The 17,388-nt window shown below is 45.4% G+C and carries 20 protein-coding genes; 13 read left to right on the forward strand and 7 right to left on the reverse strand.

Annotated features, from left to right (window positions below):
• The first annotated feature begins 66 nt into the window (after positions 1-66).
• The 10 genes from COW20_07630 to COW20_07675 all read left to right on the forward strand — a co-directional run bounded on the left by COW20_07630 (position 67) and on the right by COW20_07675 (position 8,654).
• Positions 67-609, forward strand: coding sequence for a cytochrome oxidase subunit III (locus tag COW20_07630; protein PIW49098.1), 543 nt, complete (start codon positions 67-69; stop codon positions 607-609).
• Between the two features lie 12 nt (positions 610-621).
• A complete protein-coding gene (locus tag COW20_07635) occupies positions 622-945 on the forward strand; it encodes a caa(3)-type oxidase subunit IV (protein ID PIW48984.1) in 324 nt (107 codons plus the stop codon).
• Positions 946-1,563, forward strand: coding sequence for a hypothetical protein (locus COW20_07640; protein ID PIW48985.1), 618 nt, complete (start codon positions 946-948; stop codon positions 1,561-1,563). It begins immediately after the preceding gene.
• Between the two features lie 151 nt (positions 1,564-1,714).
• A complete protein-coding gene (locus tag COW20_07645; GenBank protein PIW48986.1) occupies positions 1,715-2,473 on the forward strand; it encodes a hypothetical protein in 759 nt (252 codons plus the stop codon).
• 338 nt (positions 2,474-2,811) lie between these two features.
• Complete coding sequence (gene coxB, locus COW20_07650; protein ID PIW48987.1) at positions 2,812-3,849, forward strand: cytochrome c oxidase subunit II; 1,038 nt, start codon at positions 2,812-2,814, stop codon at positions 3,847-3,849.
• 35 nt (positions 3,850-3,884) lie between these two features.
• A complete protein-coding gene (gene ctaD, locus COW20_07655; GenBank protein PIW48988.1) occupies positions 3,885-5,804 on the forward strand; it encodes a cytochrome c oxidase subunit I in 1,920 nt (639 codons plus the stop codon).
• A gap of 95 nt (positions 5,805-5,899) precedes the next feature.
• Positions 5,900-6,439 (forward strand): cytochrome oxidase subunit III, encoded by a 540-nt coding sequence (locus tag COW20_07660; GenBank protein PIW49099.1) that lies wholly within the window; start codon positions 5,900-5,902, stop codon positions 6,437-6,439.
• Positions 6,439-7,083, forward strand: coding sequence for a hypothetical protein (locus tag COW20_07665; GenBank protein PIW48989.1), 645 nt, complete (start codon positions 6,439-6,441; stop codon positions 7,081-7,083). Before COW20_07660 ends, COW20_07665 begins: the two co-directional genes overlap by 1 nt.
• Before the next feature lie 3 nt (positions 7,084-7,086).
• On the forward strand, positions 7,087-7,980 hold the full coding sequence (locus COW20_07670) for a cytochrome c oxidase assembly protein (protein PIW48990.1): 894 nt from the start codon (positions 7,087-7,089) through the stop codon (positions 7,978-7,980).
• A gap of 68 nt (positions 7,981-8,048) precedes the next feature.
• Positions 8,049-8,654: a hypothetical protein gene (locus COW20_07675; protein ID PIW48991.1), complete on the forward strand. Its 606-nt coding sequence runs from the start codon at positions 8,049-8,051 to the stop codon at positions 8,652-8,654.
• On the opposite strand, the gene COW20_07680 is transcribed toward COW20_07675, so the two are convergent.
• The 5 genes from COW20_07680 to COW20_07700 all read right to left on the reverse strand — a co-directional run bounded on the left by COW20_07680 (position 8,651) and on the right by COW20_07700 (position 11,440).
• A complete protein-coding gene (locus COW20_07680; GenBank protein PIW48992.1) occupies positions 8,651-9,133 on the reverse strand; it encodes a hypothetical protein in 483 nt (160 codons plus the stop codon). The two genes, COW20_07675 and COW20_07680, sit on opposite strands and share 4 nt — an antisense overlap.
• A gap of 5 nt (positions 9,134-9,138) precedes the next feature.
• Positions 9,139-10,137: a hypothetical protein gene (locus COW20_07685; protein ID PIW48993.1), complete on the reverse strand. Its 999-nt coding sequence runs from the start codon at positions 10,135-10,137 to the stop codon at positions 9,139-9,141.
• Positions 10,138-10,336: 199 nt separating this feature from the next.
• Positions 10,337-10,651 carry a hypothetical protein gene (locus tag COW20_07690; GenBank protein PIW48994.1) on the reverse strand — a complete coding sequence of 105 codons (315 nt, stop codon included), beginning with the start codon at positions 10,649-10,651 and terminating at the stop codon, positions 10,337-10,339.
• 44 nt (positions 10,652-10,695) lie between these two features.
• On the reverse strand, positions 10,696-11,073 hold the full coding sequence (locus COW20_07695; GenBank protein ID PIW48995.1) for a hypothetical protein: 378 nt from the start codon (positions 11,071-11,073) through the stop codon (positions 10,696-10,698).
• A gap of 13 nt (positions 11,074-11,086) precedes the next feature.
• The gene (locus COW20_07700; protein PIW48996.1) at positions 11,087-11,440 is read right to left on the reverse strand and encodes a hypothetical protein; all 354 of its coding nucleotides are present in this window, start codon (positions 11,438-11,440) and stop codon (positions 11,087-11,089) included.
• A gap of 282 nt (positions 11,441-11,722) precedes the next feature.
• Between COW20_07700 and COW20_07705 the strand changes: the two genes are divergently transcribed.
• The gene (locus tag COW20_07705; protein PIW48997.1) at positions 11,723-12,457 is read left to right on the forward strand and encodes a hypothetical protein; all 735 of its coding nucleotides are present in this window, start codon (positions 11,723-11,725) and stop codon (positions 12,455-12,457) included.
• On the opposite strand, the gene COW20_07710 is transcribed toward COW20_07705, so the two are convergent.
• Both COW20_07710 and COW20_07715 read right to left on the reverse strand, forming a co-directional pair.
• Positions 12,435-13,379: a peptidase gene (locus tag COW20_07710; GenBank protein PIW48998.1), complete on the reverse strand. Its 945-nt coding sequence runs from the start codon at positions 13,377-13,379 to the stop codon at positions 12,435-12,437. The genes COW20_07705 and COW20_07710 overlap by 23 nt on opposite strands.
• A gap of 2 nt (positions 13,380-13,381) precedes the next feature.
• A complete protein-coding gene (locus COW20_07715; protein ID PIW48999.1) occupies positions 13,382-14,989 on the reverse strand; it encodes a methylcrotonoyl-CoA carboxylase in 1,608 nt (535 codons plus the stop codon).
• A gap of 205 nt (positions 14,990-15,194) precedes the next feature.
• Here COW20_07715 and COW20_07720 point away from each other — a divergent pair, with 205 nt between their 5' ends.
• Entirely contained in the window at positions 15,195-16,277 is a 1,083-nt protein-coding gene (locus COW20_07720; protein PIW49000.1) for a tRNA 2-thiouridine(34) synthase MnmA, read from the forward strand.
• Positions 16,278-16,282: 5 nt separating this feature from the next.
• Entirely contained in the window at positions 16,283-17,383 is a 1,101-nt protein-coding gene (locus COW20_07725) for a hypothetical protein (protein ID PIW49001.1), read from the forward strand.
• The last annotated feature ends 5 nt before the right edge of the window (positions 17,384-17,388 follow it).

The following is a 17,388-nucleotide window of genomic DNA, read 5'->3' on the forward strand; positions in this document are numbered from 1 at the left end:
AGCACAGCTATTGCTCAGGAAGAGCACGCTCAAGACACTTCTCCCCAAGCCAGAAGACGTGTTTTGATGGCAGATATGCCCAAAGGGCGATTGGCCATGTGGTGGCTCATCGCCTCTGAAGTCGTTATCTTTGGAGGCTTAATTGCCACCTATATCATGTTCCGTTTACGCCATCCCGAATGGGGACACGCAGCCGCCCATACTTCCACACCCATGGGAGCATTGAATACATTTTTTCTCCTGACCAGTAGTTTGACCATTGTATTGGCCCATGATGCCGCCAATCGCAAAGACCTCAAAGGAGCCGTGCGTAATATGCTGATTACGCTTGGTTTTGGTTTGGGATTTTTGGTGGTCAAGTCTATTGAATACAGTACCGAAATCAGTCATGGCTTTACTCTCACGGCAGAACTTTTTTGGAGCTTTTATTTCCTAATGACAGGTTTACACGCACTCCACGTGATAGCAGGCATGACCACCATCTTCATTGTTATGCTGGGTGTGCGCAAAGGAAAAAACCTACAGAGAGTCGAGTTTGCTGGGCTCTATTGGCACTTGGTTGACTTGGTCTGGATTTTGCTTTTCCCTTTACTCTATATCGCGCATTAAGGAGGCTTCAAAATGGCAATACACAACCCAACGGCCCATCATCCAGAAGAGGATTATCACGGCCATCCCAATTATTTTAAAACCTACTTTATCTTATTGACTATTTTTGGCCTCAGTTTGGCAGCAGGCTTTCTAGACAATATGCTCATGGCCATTCTGCTTATTTTTGGCATGGCCATAATAAAAATGATGTATGTTGCCAATAATTTCATGCATCTGCGTTTTGAGCCTGTTTCCGTTTGGTTTGCTGTTATTTTTGGTCTTGTTTGCTGTTTTATTTTCTATTTTGGTATTTACCCCGATATTATGATGGTACCTTTGGAAGTTGCTCGCTAAATGCTCATCAATGAAAACATCCCCACTGCCCGAGCAATGCCGCGTCGTCCTTTGATCGCCAATAGCATTTTGGGTATGATCTTTTTTCTAGCCACAGAATTGATGTTGTTTGCTGCTTTTATCAGTGCCTATCTGGTGAATCGAACCAATGCCGGTTTTGCTTGGCCTCCTCCCGGTCAGCCCAGACTGCCCATCGAAGCCACCGCTTTGAACACTGCTTTTTTAATCGTAAGTGGAGTAAGCTTGCTCTGGGCTTGGTTCAGTTTAAGACAAAAAAAATCAGTCCAAAAATGGCTCTGGACAACCCTTTTAACAGGAAGTATTTTTGTCCTGCTTCAAGGCTTTGAATGGTTGCAATTGCTTCGTTTCGGACTCACAGTATCTTCCAGTCTCTACGGTGCTTTTTTCTATCTGATCATTGGAGCACATGCACTCCATGCGATTGCAGGCTTGCTCTTTCTGTGGGCCAGTCTCAAGCAATTTCAAAAAAAACCAGAATTGGTTAATCTGCCAAGACCCTTGCAATCTGCTCAATCACTTTTTCCTTCCGCAGCGCTTTTCTGGGGTTTTGTTGTTACTATCTGGCCCGTAATTTATGGGTTTGTCTACCTGCTATGAACACAAAAACTGCATTCTTCTGGATTTGCGCGATGCAATGGATTTTTCCCTGCTTTAGTTGGGGCTGTAATTGTATCTCTGACGGAGGAAGCAGTAAAAGTGCAGCCATGTATCAAGGCATTACCCTTTTACTGGCTGGGCTCCCGCTTTTATTTTGTTTGAGTTTATTCGGCCTTTATTACTGGCTCAAACGACAGGAACAATCCCCCGCATTGGAAACCCTGTGAAACAGCCTCGTTCATTCATTCCATGGTTGCTGGGATTCAGTCTCTTTCTCATTGGATTTCTTTTGACTTTTCTTTTCCAAAAACAATCCCCACAACTGGCCAGTCTACCTGTTTTAGGTCAGGTACATGATTTTCATTTGCTGAACGAACAAGGGAAACCAATGACAGAGCAGGACCTCAAAGGTAAGGTTTGGGTTGCAGATTTCATTTTTTCAAGTTGCACTGAAGAATGCCCCCTCATGAATATCGAGATGTCTAAACTTCAAGAGGCTTTTAAGCAAAATGAGCAGGTCAAGCTACTCTCCTTCAGCGTTGATCCTGAAACAGATTCCCCACAACGCCTGTTTGAATATGCCCAAAAATTTAAAGCAATACCCCAAAAATGGTCTTTCCTCACCGGAGATCGCGAGAGCTTAAGCCATTTGGCCCTTGAGGATTTTCATATTTTGGGAGAGGCCTCAGTCAGCCATGCTCATTCTGAACATTCCCACAATAGGGAAGAACAATCCAATTCCCAAAACACCCATTCAGCATTGAGAAATCCAAGTATTTCCCAACCCTTTCTGCACAGCCAGCAATTTGTTCTTGTCGATCAAAAACTCCAGATTCGCGGGTATTACGACAGCAGAATGCCCAATGATATCAACCGTCTGATTCAGACAGATCTGCCCTCCTTATTCTAAGCCTCCCCTCCTCAGCCAAATCTGTAAAAGCCTGATTCGTTTTCAGGCTTCAATTTTTGTTAAAAATCGCAACACTGCATCCCATATTCCCTGGAATAGCTTCAAGTACAAATACAGTGCCATTTTAGTGCCAAAATTATTGATCTTTATCAAAACTAGTTTTGACTTCTGTCATTGTGAATAAACCACTTAATATTCTTACGAACAGGGTTATTATGTTAGAGTGATATAAAAATTTCGTCTGAGTGCTGGTTCTGTTCATAGGGTTTCAGTCAGGGGTATTTCCTGCAAAATGAACAAACACTAAGCACCAACTTTTAAAAGACCGAGGATAAACCGTGAAAGCACAATCGACAAGCATTTTACGCCTCATCTTGATGATGGGGAGTTTCTTGCTGATGTATCCTTTGAATGCACTGGCGCTGATGGATGCCCAGTCAACTTTTGATGTCAAAGGAACCATTGGCCAGGAGCAACTGACTGTTTTCTGGTTCACGGTAGGAGTGTCTGCCTTCCTGCTGCTGACCGTAGGTGGCGTCTTTTTCTACGCCCTTTTCCGTTTTCGTGCCAAACCGGGCCAGGACTTTGCTGTCCCTGAACAAACCCATGGAAGCGCAAAAGTAGAAATTGCACTGATTATTGCCTCCTGTTTATTACTGCTGGTAATTGCAGTGCCCAACGCCAAAGCGTTGTTTGTGATGGACAAGCCCCCCGAAGATAAACCGGCCATGAAGGTCATCGCGATCGGGCACCAATGGTGGTGGGAATTCCAATACCCTGACCTGGGGATTACAACAGCCAACGAATTGCATATTCCAACCAATACAGCTGTTAAAGTTGATATTAAAGCCGTAGATGTTATTCACAGCTTTTGGGTTCCACGTCTGGCGGGCAAAATGGATGCCGTTCCGGGTCAAATCAACCAGATGTGGTTAGATGCCAAAGAGCCCGGAAAATACAACGGACAATGTACTGAGTTTTGTGGAGACTCCCACGCTCAAATGCGTTTTTTGGTATTTGCACATGACAAGGCCGATTTTGACAAGTGGACAAAATCAGAAAAAGCCGATGCAGCAAAGCCTGATACCGTTGCACAGGTCAATGGCGAAAAAGTCTTTATGCAAGGCTGTAATTCCTGCCATGCCATTAAGGGAACCAACGCCATGGGCATTATCGGCCCCAACCTGACCCATTTTGGCAGTCGTACAAGCCTGGGTGCTGTTATGTATGAGAACAATACAGATAACCTGAAAAATTGGATCAAATTCCCTCAGCAAATGAAGCCTGGTAACCTAATGAAACTGGAACAGGCCAATATTGTACTGAGTGACAGAGATCTTGCAGATCTTGTAGCCTATCTGCAAAATCTGAAATAGCCCATCGTGATTGAATATAGACAAGAGAGGAAAATATGGCAACAAGTACGGAAGTAATCAGTACAGGAGGTCATGCGCATACCCATTCCGATGCTCCGGAGATGGGCATGTTGGGGCCTCGCCCTTCTGCAAAGACGGGCGTCTGGAGCTGGTTAACGACGACCGACCATAAACGCATTGGCGTCATGTATGGCATCAGCGCCCTGTTGTTTTTGGTTCTGGGTGGTCTTGAAGCTCTGATGGTCCGCATTCAGTTGGCCGTCCCCAATAATGACATGTTGGTTGGCGATATGTTCAACCAAATGTTCACCATGCATGGCACAACCATGATCTTTTTGGCGGTCATGCCTTTGATCGCCGCCTTTTTTAATTTCGTAGTCCCCCTTCAAATTGGCGCACGTGACGTAGCCTTTCCCCGACTGAATGCTTTCAGTCTCTGGGTTTTTGTGGCTGGGGCGGTTTTAATCAATGTCAGTTGGTTTGCCGGTGGCGCTCCCAATGGTGCTTGGGTAGGTTATCCTCCCATTACAGGCCCTCAATACAATCCTGGCCATAACTCAGATTTCTGGGTCATGGGCTTGATGCTTTTAGGGGTAGCCTCTGTAGCCGCATCGCTTAACTTTTTCACCACGATTATCAATATGCGGGCTCCAGGCCTGACGCTGATGCGCATGCCTGTTTTTGTCTGGATGACCTTGGTGACCAATGTTTTGATCCTGCTGGCATTCCCTCCCATTACCATTGCCTTGGCGCAGTTGATGATGGATCGTATGTTTGGCGCCAATTTCTTCAATGTCGCCAAAGGTGGCATGCCCATTATGTGGCAACACTGGTTCTGGGTCTTTGGACACCCTGAAGTCTATATTCTGATTCTGCCTGGTATGGGAATTGTGTCTGAAATTCTTCCGACCTTTTCGCGCAAACCTTTGTTTGGTTATCCCCTGATTGTTTTCTCTGGTGCCTTTATCGGCTTTATGGGATTTACAGTCTGGAGCCACCATATGTTTACCTCTGGTATGGGCGTGATTGCCGTTTTGGCCTTCTCTGTCACTACCTCTATTATCGCGGTGCCAACCGGTGTCAAAATCTTTAACTGGATTGGTACCATGTGGGGCGGAAATCTACGCATGACCACCCCCATGCTCTATGCGCTTTCATTTATTGCCATGTTCACCGTGGGCGGCTTCAGCGGCATTATGCACTCCGCCGCCGCCGCAGATATGCAACAACACGATACCTATTTCATCGTTGCACATTTCCACTATGTCTTAATCGGTGGCGCCATTTCAGCTTTGTTTGGCGGTATCGCTTACTGGTTCCCCAAAATTACAGGCCGATTGATGGATGAGAAACTGGGTAAATTTGCCTTTTGGGTCTTCCTGATCGGTTTTAATATGACCTTTTTCCCAATGCATATCCTGGGCTTGAATGGAATGCCACGTCGTATTTACACCTACCATGCAGATATGGGCTGGAATTTCTGGAACCTGTTCTGTACTGTGGGAGCCTTCGTACTGGCTTTCGGCATTCTCTTTTTCTTCATCAATATGGTTCACTCTTTCCGCAATGGAGAAATTGCAGGCGACGATCCCTGGGATGGCCGTACACTGGAATGGAGCATTCCGTCTCCCCCTCCCGTTTACAATTTTGCCGTAATTCCTGAAGTCACCCATTTGGATGATTTTTGGCATAAAAAACAAACAGGCAAAGCCAATATTCCTTGGGATGGCAAGTTGATTCACATGCCCCTGTCTTCTTACTACCCTCTGATTGTGGGAGTTGGAATGTTCATCTTTGGCATGGGCATGATTTATATCAAAGACTCTGTCATGTTTGCTCTTCCCGTGGCATTAGGTGGTTTCGGTCTGATGACCTTTGCCATCTTCGGATGGGCACTTGAAGGACCCGGCGGTGAAATGCTGGACCCAACAAAAGAAAGTGGGGCACATAACTAATGAGCCACGCAGCAACTGTGGATCAACAGCACCCCCATGCAGAACATCATCATGAGGAGCATTCCTATACGGGAATCCCCAATAAAAAAGTGATGATGTGGGCCTTTCTGGCCTCTGATTGCATGTTTTTCGGTACGCTGATTTCTACCTATATCATTTACCATGGAAAGAGTCTCGCAGGTCCTTATCCTGCAGAGGTTCTGAATATCCCGGTGACGACAGCCAGTTCATTTGTGCTGCTGATGAGCAGTTTGCTCATGGCACTCAGTGTGGCAGCTATCAATCGCCAGGATATCACCAAATTCCGGCTGTGGATTTTCCTGACCGGTGTGTTTGGCGCGATCTTTCTTGGTTTCCAGTCCTATGAATTCACTGAATTCGTATCCAGAGGCGTCACACTACAGAACAATTTGTTTGGTTCAACCTTCTATACCATGACTGGAACCCACGGTTTACACGTTGCCATTGGTGTTTTCTGGCTATTTAGCTGGTTCATCTACTCTTTCTTTGGCAATATGAAAGACAAAGCCACCGATATTGAGGTTGCAGGCCTGTATTGGCACTTCGTTGATATTGTCTGGATTGTCATCTTTACCGTGATTTACCTTGTGGAATTTGTAGGAGTGACGAGCTAATGAGCAACGCACATGCAGAACACCCCGATCATGTCCCTGTCTATGTCAAACTGGCAGCCGCCTTGGGGATTGTAACCGCAGCAGAGGTTGGAATTCTCTACGTGGCTCTGCCTCACGCATTGATGTATGTGGGTCTTTATTTACTCGCTGCACTTAAATTCGGATTTGTTGTCGCAGTTTTTATGCACCTCAAATACGATAATAAGTTGTTGACAGGTATTTTCTTCAGTGGATTCACTATCGCACTGGCAACCATGGTCGCGATGATTTCGCTGATCAACTACCAACCCAGCAAAACTTCTATACATGTCAAAAATTCAAAAGAATTAGCGGCATTGAGTGCGTCTGGCAATGCAGAAAACGGGCCTGCTGTTTTTAAGGCAAAAGGCTGTACCGCTTGTCATTCCATCAGCAGTGTAGATGGTGCGATAGGTCAGGCCGGCCCCAAATTGGATGGCTTGGGCGAACGTGCAAAAACACGTGTCGCAGGTAAGGATGCAGTGGCTTATATTAAAGAATCCATTGAAAATCCCGCTGCCTTTGTTGTTGAAGGATTTCCGGCAGGTTTAATGCCAGCAAATCTGAAGCAAACAATGAGTGATCAGGAGTACAGCGATTTGGTCGCCTTCTTGGCCAAGTTATAAACAATGCTGAACTTTTTGTGTCCCCCGGCTCTGGCCCATGAATTTGAAGCCATACCTTCTGTAGATATTCCTGCAAACGTATGGTGGACATGGCGACTGGAGTGGGGGGCACTTCTCATTTTGGCTTTGGCCGGTTGGGGCTATTATCAGCTCTGGCAATACGCCAAAAACCAGTTAAAACTGGAAACGGCCCAAAAACTCGATAAGAAAAAAGCTGCTTATTTTTTCTCAGGTCTGGCCTTGATCTATATAGCCATCGCCTCTCCAATCGACAGTGTCGGCGAGCAATATTTATTCAGTGTACATATGTTTCAACACAATCTCTTTATGTACCCTGTGGCCACACTGCTTTTGATAGGCATTCCCGAGTGGATGCTTCAAATTGTGTTTAGATATTGGCCTTGGTCAGAAACAGTCCTTAAAAAATTAGCTCACCCCATACCCGCTTGTCTGCTTTTCAACCTGATTTTCGGGGTCTGGCATGTCCCCTATCTGTATGATTGGGCACTCAAAGACCGTATGGTGCATAACCTGGAGCATCTGACTTTTGTTCTCAGTGCGCTCCTGATGTGGATGCCTGTGCGCAGTCCCCTTCTAAACTTGCGGCTAAGTCATGGGTTTCAAATGCTTTATATCGGTGCGCTTACTATCGCTCAAATTCCTGTTTTTGCCTTTGTCACTTTCTCACGAACCGTTCTTTACCAAACCTATGAGCTCGCCCCCCGCTTAACCACATTGACGGCACGTGGAGACCAACAATTAGGGGGCGTACTCATGAAACTGACAGGAATGTTGGTTTTCAGCATTGCATTTATTCTGATCTTTATGGCCTGGTACCGCGCCGATAAAGATCAGGAAAACAATCCACAACTCAAGACCCGACCGCATTTCAATTGATTCAGGTACAATGAAAGCAAACAAATGATAAAACAAGATTTATCAAAATACGAGAAAGGTAACTCACTATGAAACCCGCAGATCAAATGAAAGTTGTCGCTCTTTCATTTTTTTCATTGGCCATTTTGATCGCCATGATTACCACTGTTTCCATCATTACAAACCAGGCTGTTTCCGGCCACGGTGGAGAACATGGTACAGAAGCTCATCAAAGCAGCAACAATGAAAGCACAGCCGAACAAGCCGCCCCCAAAACTGAAGAACATGCAGCGCCTAAAACTGAAGAACATGCAACAGCCACAAAGGAACAAGCTGCCCCAAAGACTGAAGAGCACGCAGCGCCTAAAACTGAAGAACACAAAGAAACAAAACTTGCTGTTGCAGGAGATGCAAAAGCAGGGGCTGAAGTTTTCAAAGCTAAAACCTGCTCAACTTGCCACACGATCAGCTCATTGGCTGGTGCCACGGGAGCTGTAGGGCCTAAACTGGATGGTTTGGGCAAAACAGCTGCCACCCGTGTCACAGGCAAAGATGCTGTAACCTATATTAAAGAATCCATTGAAAACCCAACTACTTTTGTCGTAGAAGGATTCCCTCCTGCCATGCCGGCTTTGAAAGCAACCATGAATGAGAAAGAATTTGAAGATCTGGTTGCTTACCTCGTAAGCCTTTAATGCGGTAAAAATTCACGCAATTTTTGTTGCGCCACACATTGATGAGCCACAACTTGAAGTTGTGGCTTATTTGTTTTGCCTTCAAAGTCAGCGATACATTTAAGCAGCGCAACAGACCAGGGAGAAAATTCCTTGGGGCTCCGAATCCGCTCAAGAAAAACACCCTGTTGGCGCATAGTGACCAAATACTCTTGGGTCACACTCTGACGCAACTGATAAGGGCTCTGTTGCCATCCCAACCAATCCATGTTTGCAAAGGAAACAGGCGCCTTGCTTACTTCAGGTACAGAAGGCTCCTCTGAGCGCCGCTCAGACACCTGAAGCGGAAAGATCCACTGGATCGAAACAGCCTGAAACCCCAAAACCAAGGAAAAGAAAAGGCCCTGAAGTCGTTTTTCAAAGGATTGGATTTGAAAGATACTCCACAAAAAAAGAAAAACTGCCAAACCACTTAAAAGGGCCGGCAGAAATTCAGACATGCTTTTTATCTAAAAACGCTGTTTAAATCATCCCAGGCAGACAAAAATGCTTTCATGGCTGCTGTTGTGGAGGTAAAGGTACGCTGTAACATCCCCAAAAGCCCCATGCTGCTGGGTAACTCAGTATTGGATTGCTCCAATGTTTGGCTTTCAATCGACCCCAAGCCCAACTGCTTATCACCAGGTGCACCCACACCAGGAATACCACCAGGTGCAGCAGCGTCTGTTGCTTTATAAACAATGCCACCAAAACGAGAATTGGATAAGCCCTGAAGATTGGGAAATATTGCCAGAGCCAATTGATTGCCTTTACGCAAACCACGGGTTTCATTGATCAAAAACCCATCACGATCAAAATCTATCTGATCCCCATTGATTCCCAAATTATGTTGAAAAAACGTATTTCCACCCTGGGTATACTCTGTCGTATAATCGGAAACACGCAGAGAAGCCAATTCAGCAGTCACATTTGCCAAAGGTTCAGACAAAGCAGTAGAAATTTGGGCAGCTGTTTGGGCCCCTCCAGATTTTAATTGATCCAGGATTTTTTGCCCCAAAGCTGAAACCACAGGATTGATTTCAACTGTCGTTTTTTCCAAGGCTCCTGTTTGTGGATCAAAACTGGCAACACTTAAACCATCACTGTTGACCAGTGTTCCTGTATTATCAAAGTGAAACTCACCATTGCGGGTATAATAAAACTCACCCTTCGCGTCAAAAAGGATAAAAAAACCACGACCATTGATCGCGAGATCAGTCGTAAAACCTGTTCTTTGAAGTGCACCCTGACCAAAATCAGATGTTGTGGCCCCCAAAGCAGTTCCTGCTCCTGAAGCCTGCCTTCCATTGCCAAAATCAATCACATCCAGTCCAGTTAAAGTACCACGAACTTCTTTCGCGCCGGGAATCTGGCTACGGGTCAAATTAGACGCTTCAATATTCATTAGCTGATTTGTGGCCCGTAAGGCTTCACGAATCCCTGTCATCCCACCACTACTCGTCATAACTGGACCTCCAGATTTTGGTACACGCTACCGTATGTTTCCTTATCGGCTTTGAAGATCAAAATCCACTCAAAAAAAACAGGATCTTTATGGTTATTTAATACAAAAATACAGTTTTAAAATCTTAATTGAGAAAGTATTTAATACCTATTAAAAAATCCCTCCGCCAGGGGAGGGATACTTCAAGAATGGAAACCTTTTATTTTGAGAAAAGCCAATCCCAAAAATTTTGTTTCTTTTGCTTTTCTTTTTCTTTTTTCTTTTTCTTTTTTTCTTTTTTAAGCTGTTGTCGAGACTTTTCAAGTTCTGCATTTGGCAGAATGGTCGTCAAGGCATTGTATTGATCTTTCGCTGACAAGAGCATGCCATCTTTGCCATAAGGGGTTTGGTGAATAACCTGTTCCAGCGCTGGGGTCACTTTCAGATTGGTACTGTCTTTGGATACGGTCTGCCCCAGTTGCTTGGCAACTTCTGATTTCATGGGCCCAGAATCTGAAATTGGGATGATTGACATGTCTAAGTTTACCCCTCGCTACAGGTTAGATAATACCGGCTTGATTACCGACTGTGCGTCTGAATCGCATCAAGCAATTTAATAATATTCGTAGACCAATAAGGATCTCGTTTCAGATCCTGCATCACATGATTGACCAGACGCTGATTTGAGGCTATTTTCTCAGGAAGTTCTTTGCGGAGAATTTCCTTAACCACAACAGGGAAAACGACATCTCTTTCAGAATTGTCATAACCATCCCTGGTAAAATTATAATTGAATTCGCGATCTTTTTCACCCGATTTTCTCAAAATAAAAGAGAGAGAAATATCTCCCTCTTTTAGATATACTGAATATCTCTTTAAAATTTCGGTGACTTGCTGTACAACAGCAGATTTGCCTGCGTCAAGGTCAATAACGATTGGATTCTCTTTTGCACTCACCCCAGGCAACCCTCTAGGCGGCAAACATTTCATCGACCAACTGACGGGCCATTTCAGACAGCGTCATCGCATCACGCTGTTCTTTTGTCATTTGAGCGGCGGCTCCTTTAAGTGCACTGACGGCAACAGTGGCAGGCAATGAGGCGCTTCCACCCAAACTAACTTGTGTAGCTGCACCACCGGCAGCGCCTACGACAGAACTGATACTGAGGGAATCTTCATTTTTAGCTGTTGAAGGCTTGGCTGATGCCCCTTGAACACCACTGCTGGGAGCAGCGCTGGCACCGGCACTGGCTTTCTGGGTACGGCCAGACTTAACGGAAAAATCGAATCCGCTATTGCCATTTAATCTATTGATGCTGCTCATATTTTCCTCCACACGATATGTCTAAACTTGTATTTATCTAACTTAGCTTTTGAAATTTTATGTAGTTAATTTCAGGTTAAGATTGTTAATCTTTACATAATATCTATAGCCTGCCCGCCAAAAAACTTGCTGAGCAAAACGATCTTTTAATCTTGTTTTTGAAGAAATCCTTTATTTTAATCTACATATAATATTTTTAACAATAGCTCAAAGTGAGTCGAGACAAGCGATTGAGCACGATTCAGGAAGACTTCAGCTCTCAAAAGTATAATTTTCAAATTCTTGCATAAAGATCCCCAATTTTGGGTACAAGATCACAAACAGGATCATAAAGGATCAAGAGCCATGAAAATTGAGTCATCTGTACAAAAATCACATTATTCAGGCCAGCCTCTTTCAAGTTCTGTTGGCAGCTCCTCCCCCGATCTTTCAAATACAAAAACCCAAGCGGAAACCTCCTCAAACACCCCCTCCGATGCCGCAGAAACACTGGGCAACGACAGTACGGAAATCAACCATCAAACGGCAGCCCACCAAAGCCCTCCCAATCAGGTCTCTTTTGATACACAGCCCTCAGATCCCCCTGCACCGCAGGAGCCCCATGAGACACAAAACCAAGGAGCTGACTGGGAATCTACTATCTCTGGAAATACCCAGGACATTGAAAAAATTCAAGAGTTCATTCACGAAATAGAAAATAAGAATATCCAAAGCCTCTTAGACGGTCTTCAGGAATCTCTGGATCGTGCCAGAAAGCAGATGGAAGACAGTATGCGTCACTATTATGAGAAAGAAAGACCGCGCTTGGACAGCATGAAAGAAAAACTCAACGAGGCCAAGGCTACCGAAGCAGCAAACAAAACCAGTGATACGCTTAAGAATATTTCTCAAGTAGCAGGTATGATTGCAGATATGCAACGTGATCTTTCAAGCTCAGGCCTTCCACCTGAGCAACGGAATGCGATTCAGGCCAGTTTAGTTCAGGCCCAAAAACTTACTGAAATGCGCGCTCACTAAAACGAATCCACGCCAAGCCATCTACATTCTGGCCATTTAAATAAAAACCCCAATGTAAATGTGGACCTGTTGATCGCCCTGTACTGCCAATATAGCCAATGGTCTGTCCCTTGCTGACCCTATCCCCCTCTTTGACGGCCAGTTTGCTGAAGTGAATATAAACAGAAGTAATCCCCTGTCCATGATCTAAAAAGACAAGATTGCCATTGGAATTGTATTTTGAAAAATAGCGGGCCAAAGCCACACGCGCTCCCCCCGGAGCTTTGACGGGATAGCCCATGGGTGAGGCAAAATCAACACCTGAATGATAGCCATTGTATTTACCGTTTAAATAACGACGGGTACCAAAGGCAGCACTGACACGGTGGGGCACAGGCAAAACAAAAGGCCCATTCCAAAAAGCCTGCTCTGTTCGCAAATCCTTAACAGCATCCACCCATTTGTCTTCTTCAGCCACTTGTTTTTGTTGCTCAGGTTTCAGCGGAGGGCTTACAAAGCGAATATATTGCGAATAAAAACTACCAGGCTTGACTTCAAGATGCTCTTTCAACGCCCTATGACCTTCTTCATCTTTGACAGACAAAGTGTATCCCCCAGGTTTCAAATCTGCTTTTACAGACAAAAATGTCCGAAAACGATGATGGGACTTATTCGGAATGGGTCCTTGATCATAAAAAGGAATTTTTTGCCCCAGACCTTCAAGCGTATACTGCACGCCTTCGCGCCAAGGGGCTTCAAGCTCAAGCGCGCACAGTTGTCCTTGAACAACTTGATCCGAGCTCAGTTTCAAAACGGGTGCATCAAAAACTTCCTCTAAAGGCTTATCTGTAGGGCTGGCTGAAACAGGTGCGTTGCTCTGCGCAAAACCAGCGCTCTGAAACCAGAAAGCCAAGCCGAGAAAAATGAAGATAGAGCGCATCATACTTACATCCTGAAGACGCTGAAATGAGTTTCCTGGGGCGGCGCGTTCAGTGAAGCGGCGATCGCCAGCCCCAAAACAGTACGGGTATCGGCAGGATCGATAATGCCATCATCCCATAAACGTGCAGAACCATAGACAGCATCACTTTCCCGAGCATATTTCTCAAGAATAGGCGCTTTAAAATCGGCTTGTTCCTGCTCTGTCAAATCTTTTCCTTTGGCCTGTAACTGATCTCGTTTTACTGTCAAAAGTACATTGGCGGCTTGTTCACCTCCCATAACAGAGATGCGGGCACGGGGCCACATCCAGAGAAAACGTGGGCTATAGGCACGGCCACACATGCCATAATTCCCTGCGCCATAAGAGCCACCAATAATCACTGTAAATTTCGGCACAGAAGTGGTAGCAACAGCTTGAACGAGCTTAGCTCCATCCTTGGCGATTCCGCCCCGCTCATAGTCTTTGCCCACCATAAAGCCAACGATATTCTGCAAAAATACCAAAGGAATGCCACGTTGGCTACAGAGTTCAATAAAGTGAGCCCCTTTTAAAGCACTTTCAGAAAACAAAATGCCGTTATTGGCAATGATACCTACGGGATAGCCCATGATCCTACCAAAACCACAGACCAGTGTGGTGCCATAGAGCGCTTTAAATTCATGAAACTCACTGCCATCCAATAAACGCGCCAAAACCTCATGCACATCATAGGTCTGACGATCATCATGGGGAATCACACGATACAGTTCATCAGGAGAATACAAAGGTTCACGCGGAGGATGTACATCCAAACTGACACGTTTCACTCGGTTCAGATTCGCAACAATATGACGCGCAATCTCAAGCGCCTCTTCATCATCGTGCGCCAGATGATCTGCAACGCCCGACAAGCGGCAATGAACATCAGCGCCACCCAGTTCTTCTGCGGTAACCACCTCACCGGTCGCCGCTTTGACAAGGGGGGGGCCGCCCAGAAAAATGGTTCCCTGATTGCGCACAATAATCGTTTCATCCGACATAGCAGGAACATAAGCGCCCCCAGCTGTACAGGAGCCCATCACAACTGCAATCTGAGGAATATTTCGGGCTGACATCTGGGCCTGCATATAAAAAATACGCCCAAAATGCTCTTTATCAGGAAAAACCTCTGATTGCATCGGCAGAAAAGCGCCACCCGAATCCACAAGGTAAATACAGGGCAAGTGATTTTCAAGGGCTATTTCCTGAGCGCGCAAATGCTTTTTTACCGTCAGTGGAAAATAGGTTCCCCCTTTCACAGTCGCGTCATTGGCAACAATCATGACTTCCTGGCCTTCAACAAGGCCAATGCCCGTTACAATCCCTGCGGCTGGAACCTCCGTATCATAAACCCCCTCAGCAGCCAGCGGGCTGAGTTCAAGAAAAGGAGAACCTGGATCACACAGGCGTGAAATTCGATCGCGAACCAACAGTTTGCCGCGTTCTTCGTGCTTACTTCGGGCTTCGGCAGAACCTCCCAAACGCACTTTCTGTAAATGCTGTTTTAGGTCTGCCAGTGCATTCTGATAAACTTCAGCATTGTGCTGAGCTTCTGCCGTGTTTAAATTAAGTTTTGATTCAATTGGATACATGGATACAAGTATAACAAAACTGATCCTGAATAAAAGAGCCTTGAACAGGCGGGAGACTTTCCCCTGAAAAAGGGGGCTCCATGTTAAAATAGACCCAAATACAGGCTGAATTTAGGCCAAAGATCCAAGCTGCAAGATCCCTTCCTCAAGACATTTTTTCATTTTTTATGTCAGGGAGCTGAATCATAAGGAGAACATAAAGAGAATGCGCATTGCTGTAGGTATGAGTGGTGGAGTAGACAGTTCCGTTGCTGCTGCATTGCTGAAAAAAGCAGGACATGAAGTGATCGGTGTAACCATGTTGATTTGGGACGGGAGTAAGTGCTGTTCTGGTGACGCAATTGAAGACGCCGAGTGGGTCACCAAACAATTGGGAATTGAACACCATGTATATAACTTAATCCCCGAATTCACCCAAGAAGTGGTCACACCTTTCGTCAATGAATATTTGAATGGTCGCACCCCAAACCCTTGTCCCACCTGTAATTTTCGCATGAAGTTTCACCATCTCTGGCAAGCAGTACAAAAAAATCTTGAAGTGGATAAAATGGCCACTGGTCACTACGTACGTTTAGAGCAAGATCCAGACAATTTACGTTATCAACTCTACCGAGGGCTCGATCATCACAAAGATCAAACCTATATGTTTTATCGTTTAAGCCAGGAACAACTCTCCCGACTGCATTTTCCACTGGGACACTTCAGCAAAGCCGAAACCAGAAAAATGGCTGGAGAACTGGGATTAGAACCGATTATGAACAAGCCAGACAGCCAAGATCTTTGCTTCGTTGGAGACAGTCTCAATGATTTTTGGAAAAACCATTACCAAAAATCAATTCGACACGGAAATATTGTCGATTTAAACGGAAACATCCTGGGTTCACATGAGGGAATTGTGCATTATACAATTGGCCAACGCAAAGGTTTGGGTATCGCCCATGAAGAACCACTTTACGTCCTCAAAATCAATGCGGGAAAAAATGAAGTGGTTGTCGGCCCTCGAGATCAAACCTTTTCAGACGGGCTTGAAGCCTCAGGACTGAATTGGTCTGCGATAGATCCCCCCACAAAACCATTGAAAGCCCATATTCGTATTCGCTACCGATCAGAGTTGGTACCCGCTACCATTGAAGTCACAGCACCAGATACTGTACGCGTTAGATTTGATGACCCCCAAAGCGCCATTTCGCCAGGTCAAATCACGGTTTTTTATGATTCAAACGATATGTTGCTGGGCGGGGGCGTGATTGAAAAAGCCTTGGTTCTTACAGAACCCGTATCGGTTTAAGCGCAATGGCCGAAGATACAGCACAACTTTTAGCAAAGGGTCTGCAAGCTTTGGCTCAACGCGATCATCTTAACGCTTTTCATTATCTACAAGCCGCTGATTGGCAACGGTTTGGAAAACCATGGAATGCCTGTAACTCAGAAGAACGGGTTGCTTTTTTTGAAAGTCCACAATTTCCTCCCGAGGCAGTACCCCTGCACAAACTTCAACATGATCTTGAGCAAATCAAATATCTGCGCAAGAATCAAAAACTACCCGATGAATTTCAATCCGTCGAAAACGCCTTGGAGCAGGTATACGCCTCTCTCCTGCAGCGCTTTCAAAATGTCTCTGAAACAGAACTTTTATGGTTAAGCCCTCAAGAGCAGGAATTACTCGCCCCTTTCTGGAACAGAAATCTCTATACAGAACCCTTGCCTGAATCTCCTGAGCCACTCATCAACCCAGCACTCGATACCGACAGAGTTTGCTGGAACTATCACCACAATCAACCCGGTTTGGCTTACTGTGATCAGATTTTGGCTGCTCCAGCGCTCACTCAAATCCGGGAATTTGTCTTGGCATCCACGCTCTGGCGGGATTACCAGCGAGGAGGTTATGTCGGGTCTTATCTTCCCAATGGCTTCTGTGCCCCCTTACTCCTACAACTGGCAGATCAGGTTCGCGCCGCTTTCTCACCGATTCTTCAAGACTTGCCCCTCAGTTTAATGTGGTCCTATAAATACAGTCAAAACTCGCCAGGTGTAGGCATTCACGCTGATTCCGGCGGGCGCGTCAATGTCAATTTCTGGCTGACCCCTGACCATGCCAATTTGGAACCCGAAAAAGGGGGCTTGATTGTCTATGATGTGATGGCACCTTCAGACTGGGATCCGCGCAGATATCAGTTAGAAACCTTACTCAAGGGAAAACCCTGCAAAGCTTATCCTATTCCCTACCGTTTCAATCGTGCGCTTTTTTTTCACTCGGGCCTTTTTCATGCTTCGGATCAATTGCAATTCAAACCAGGTTACGAAAACCGTCGCATTAACCTGACTTTGCTTTTTGGCATTCGCGATGCAGATTTAGAATCTCAATCCCAGTACAGTTGGAGACCCCTGATTTAATTCAG

Source organism: bacterium (Candidatus Blackallbacteria) CG13_big_fil_rev_8_21_14_2_50_49_14 (assembly GCA_002783405.1).
In the GTDB taxonomy this organism is placed as follows: Bacteria; Cyanobacteriota; Sericytochromatia; order UBA7694; family UBA7694.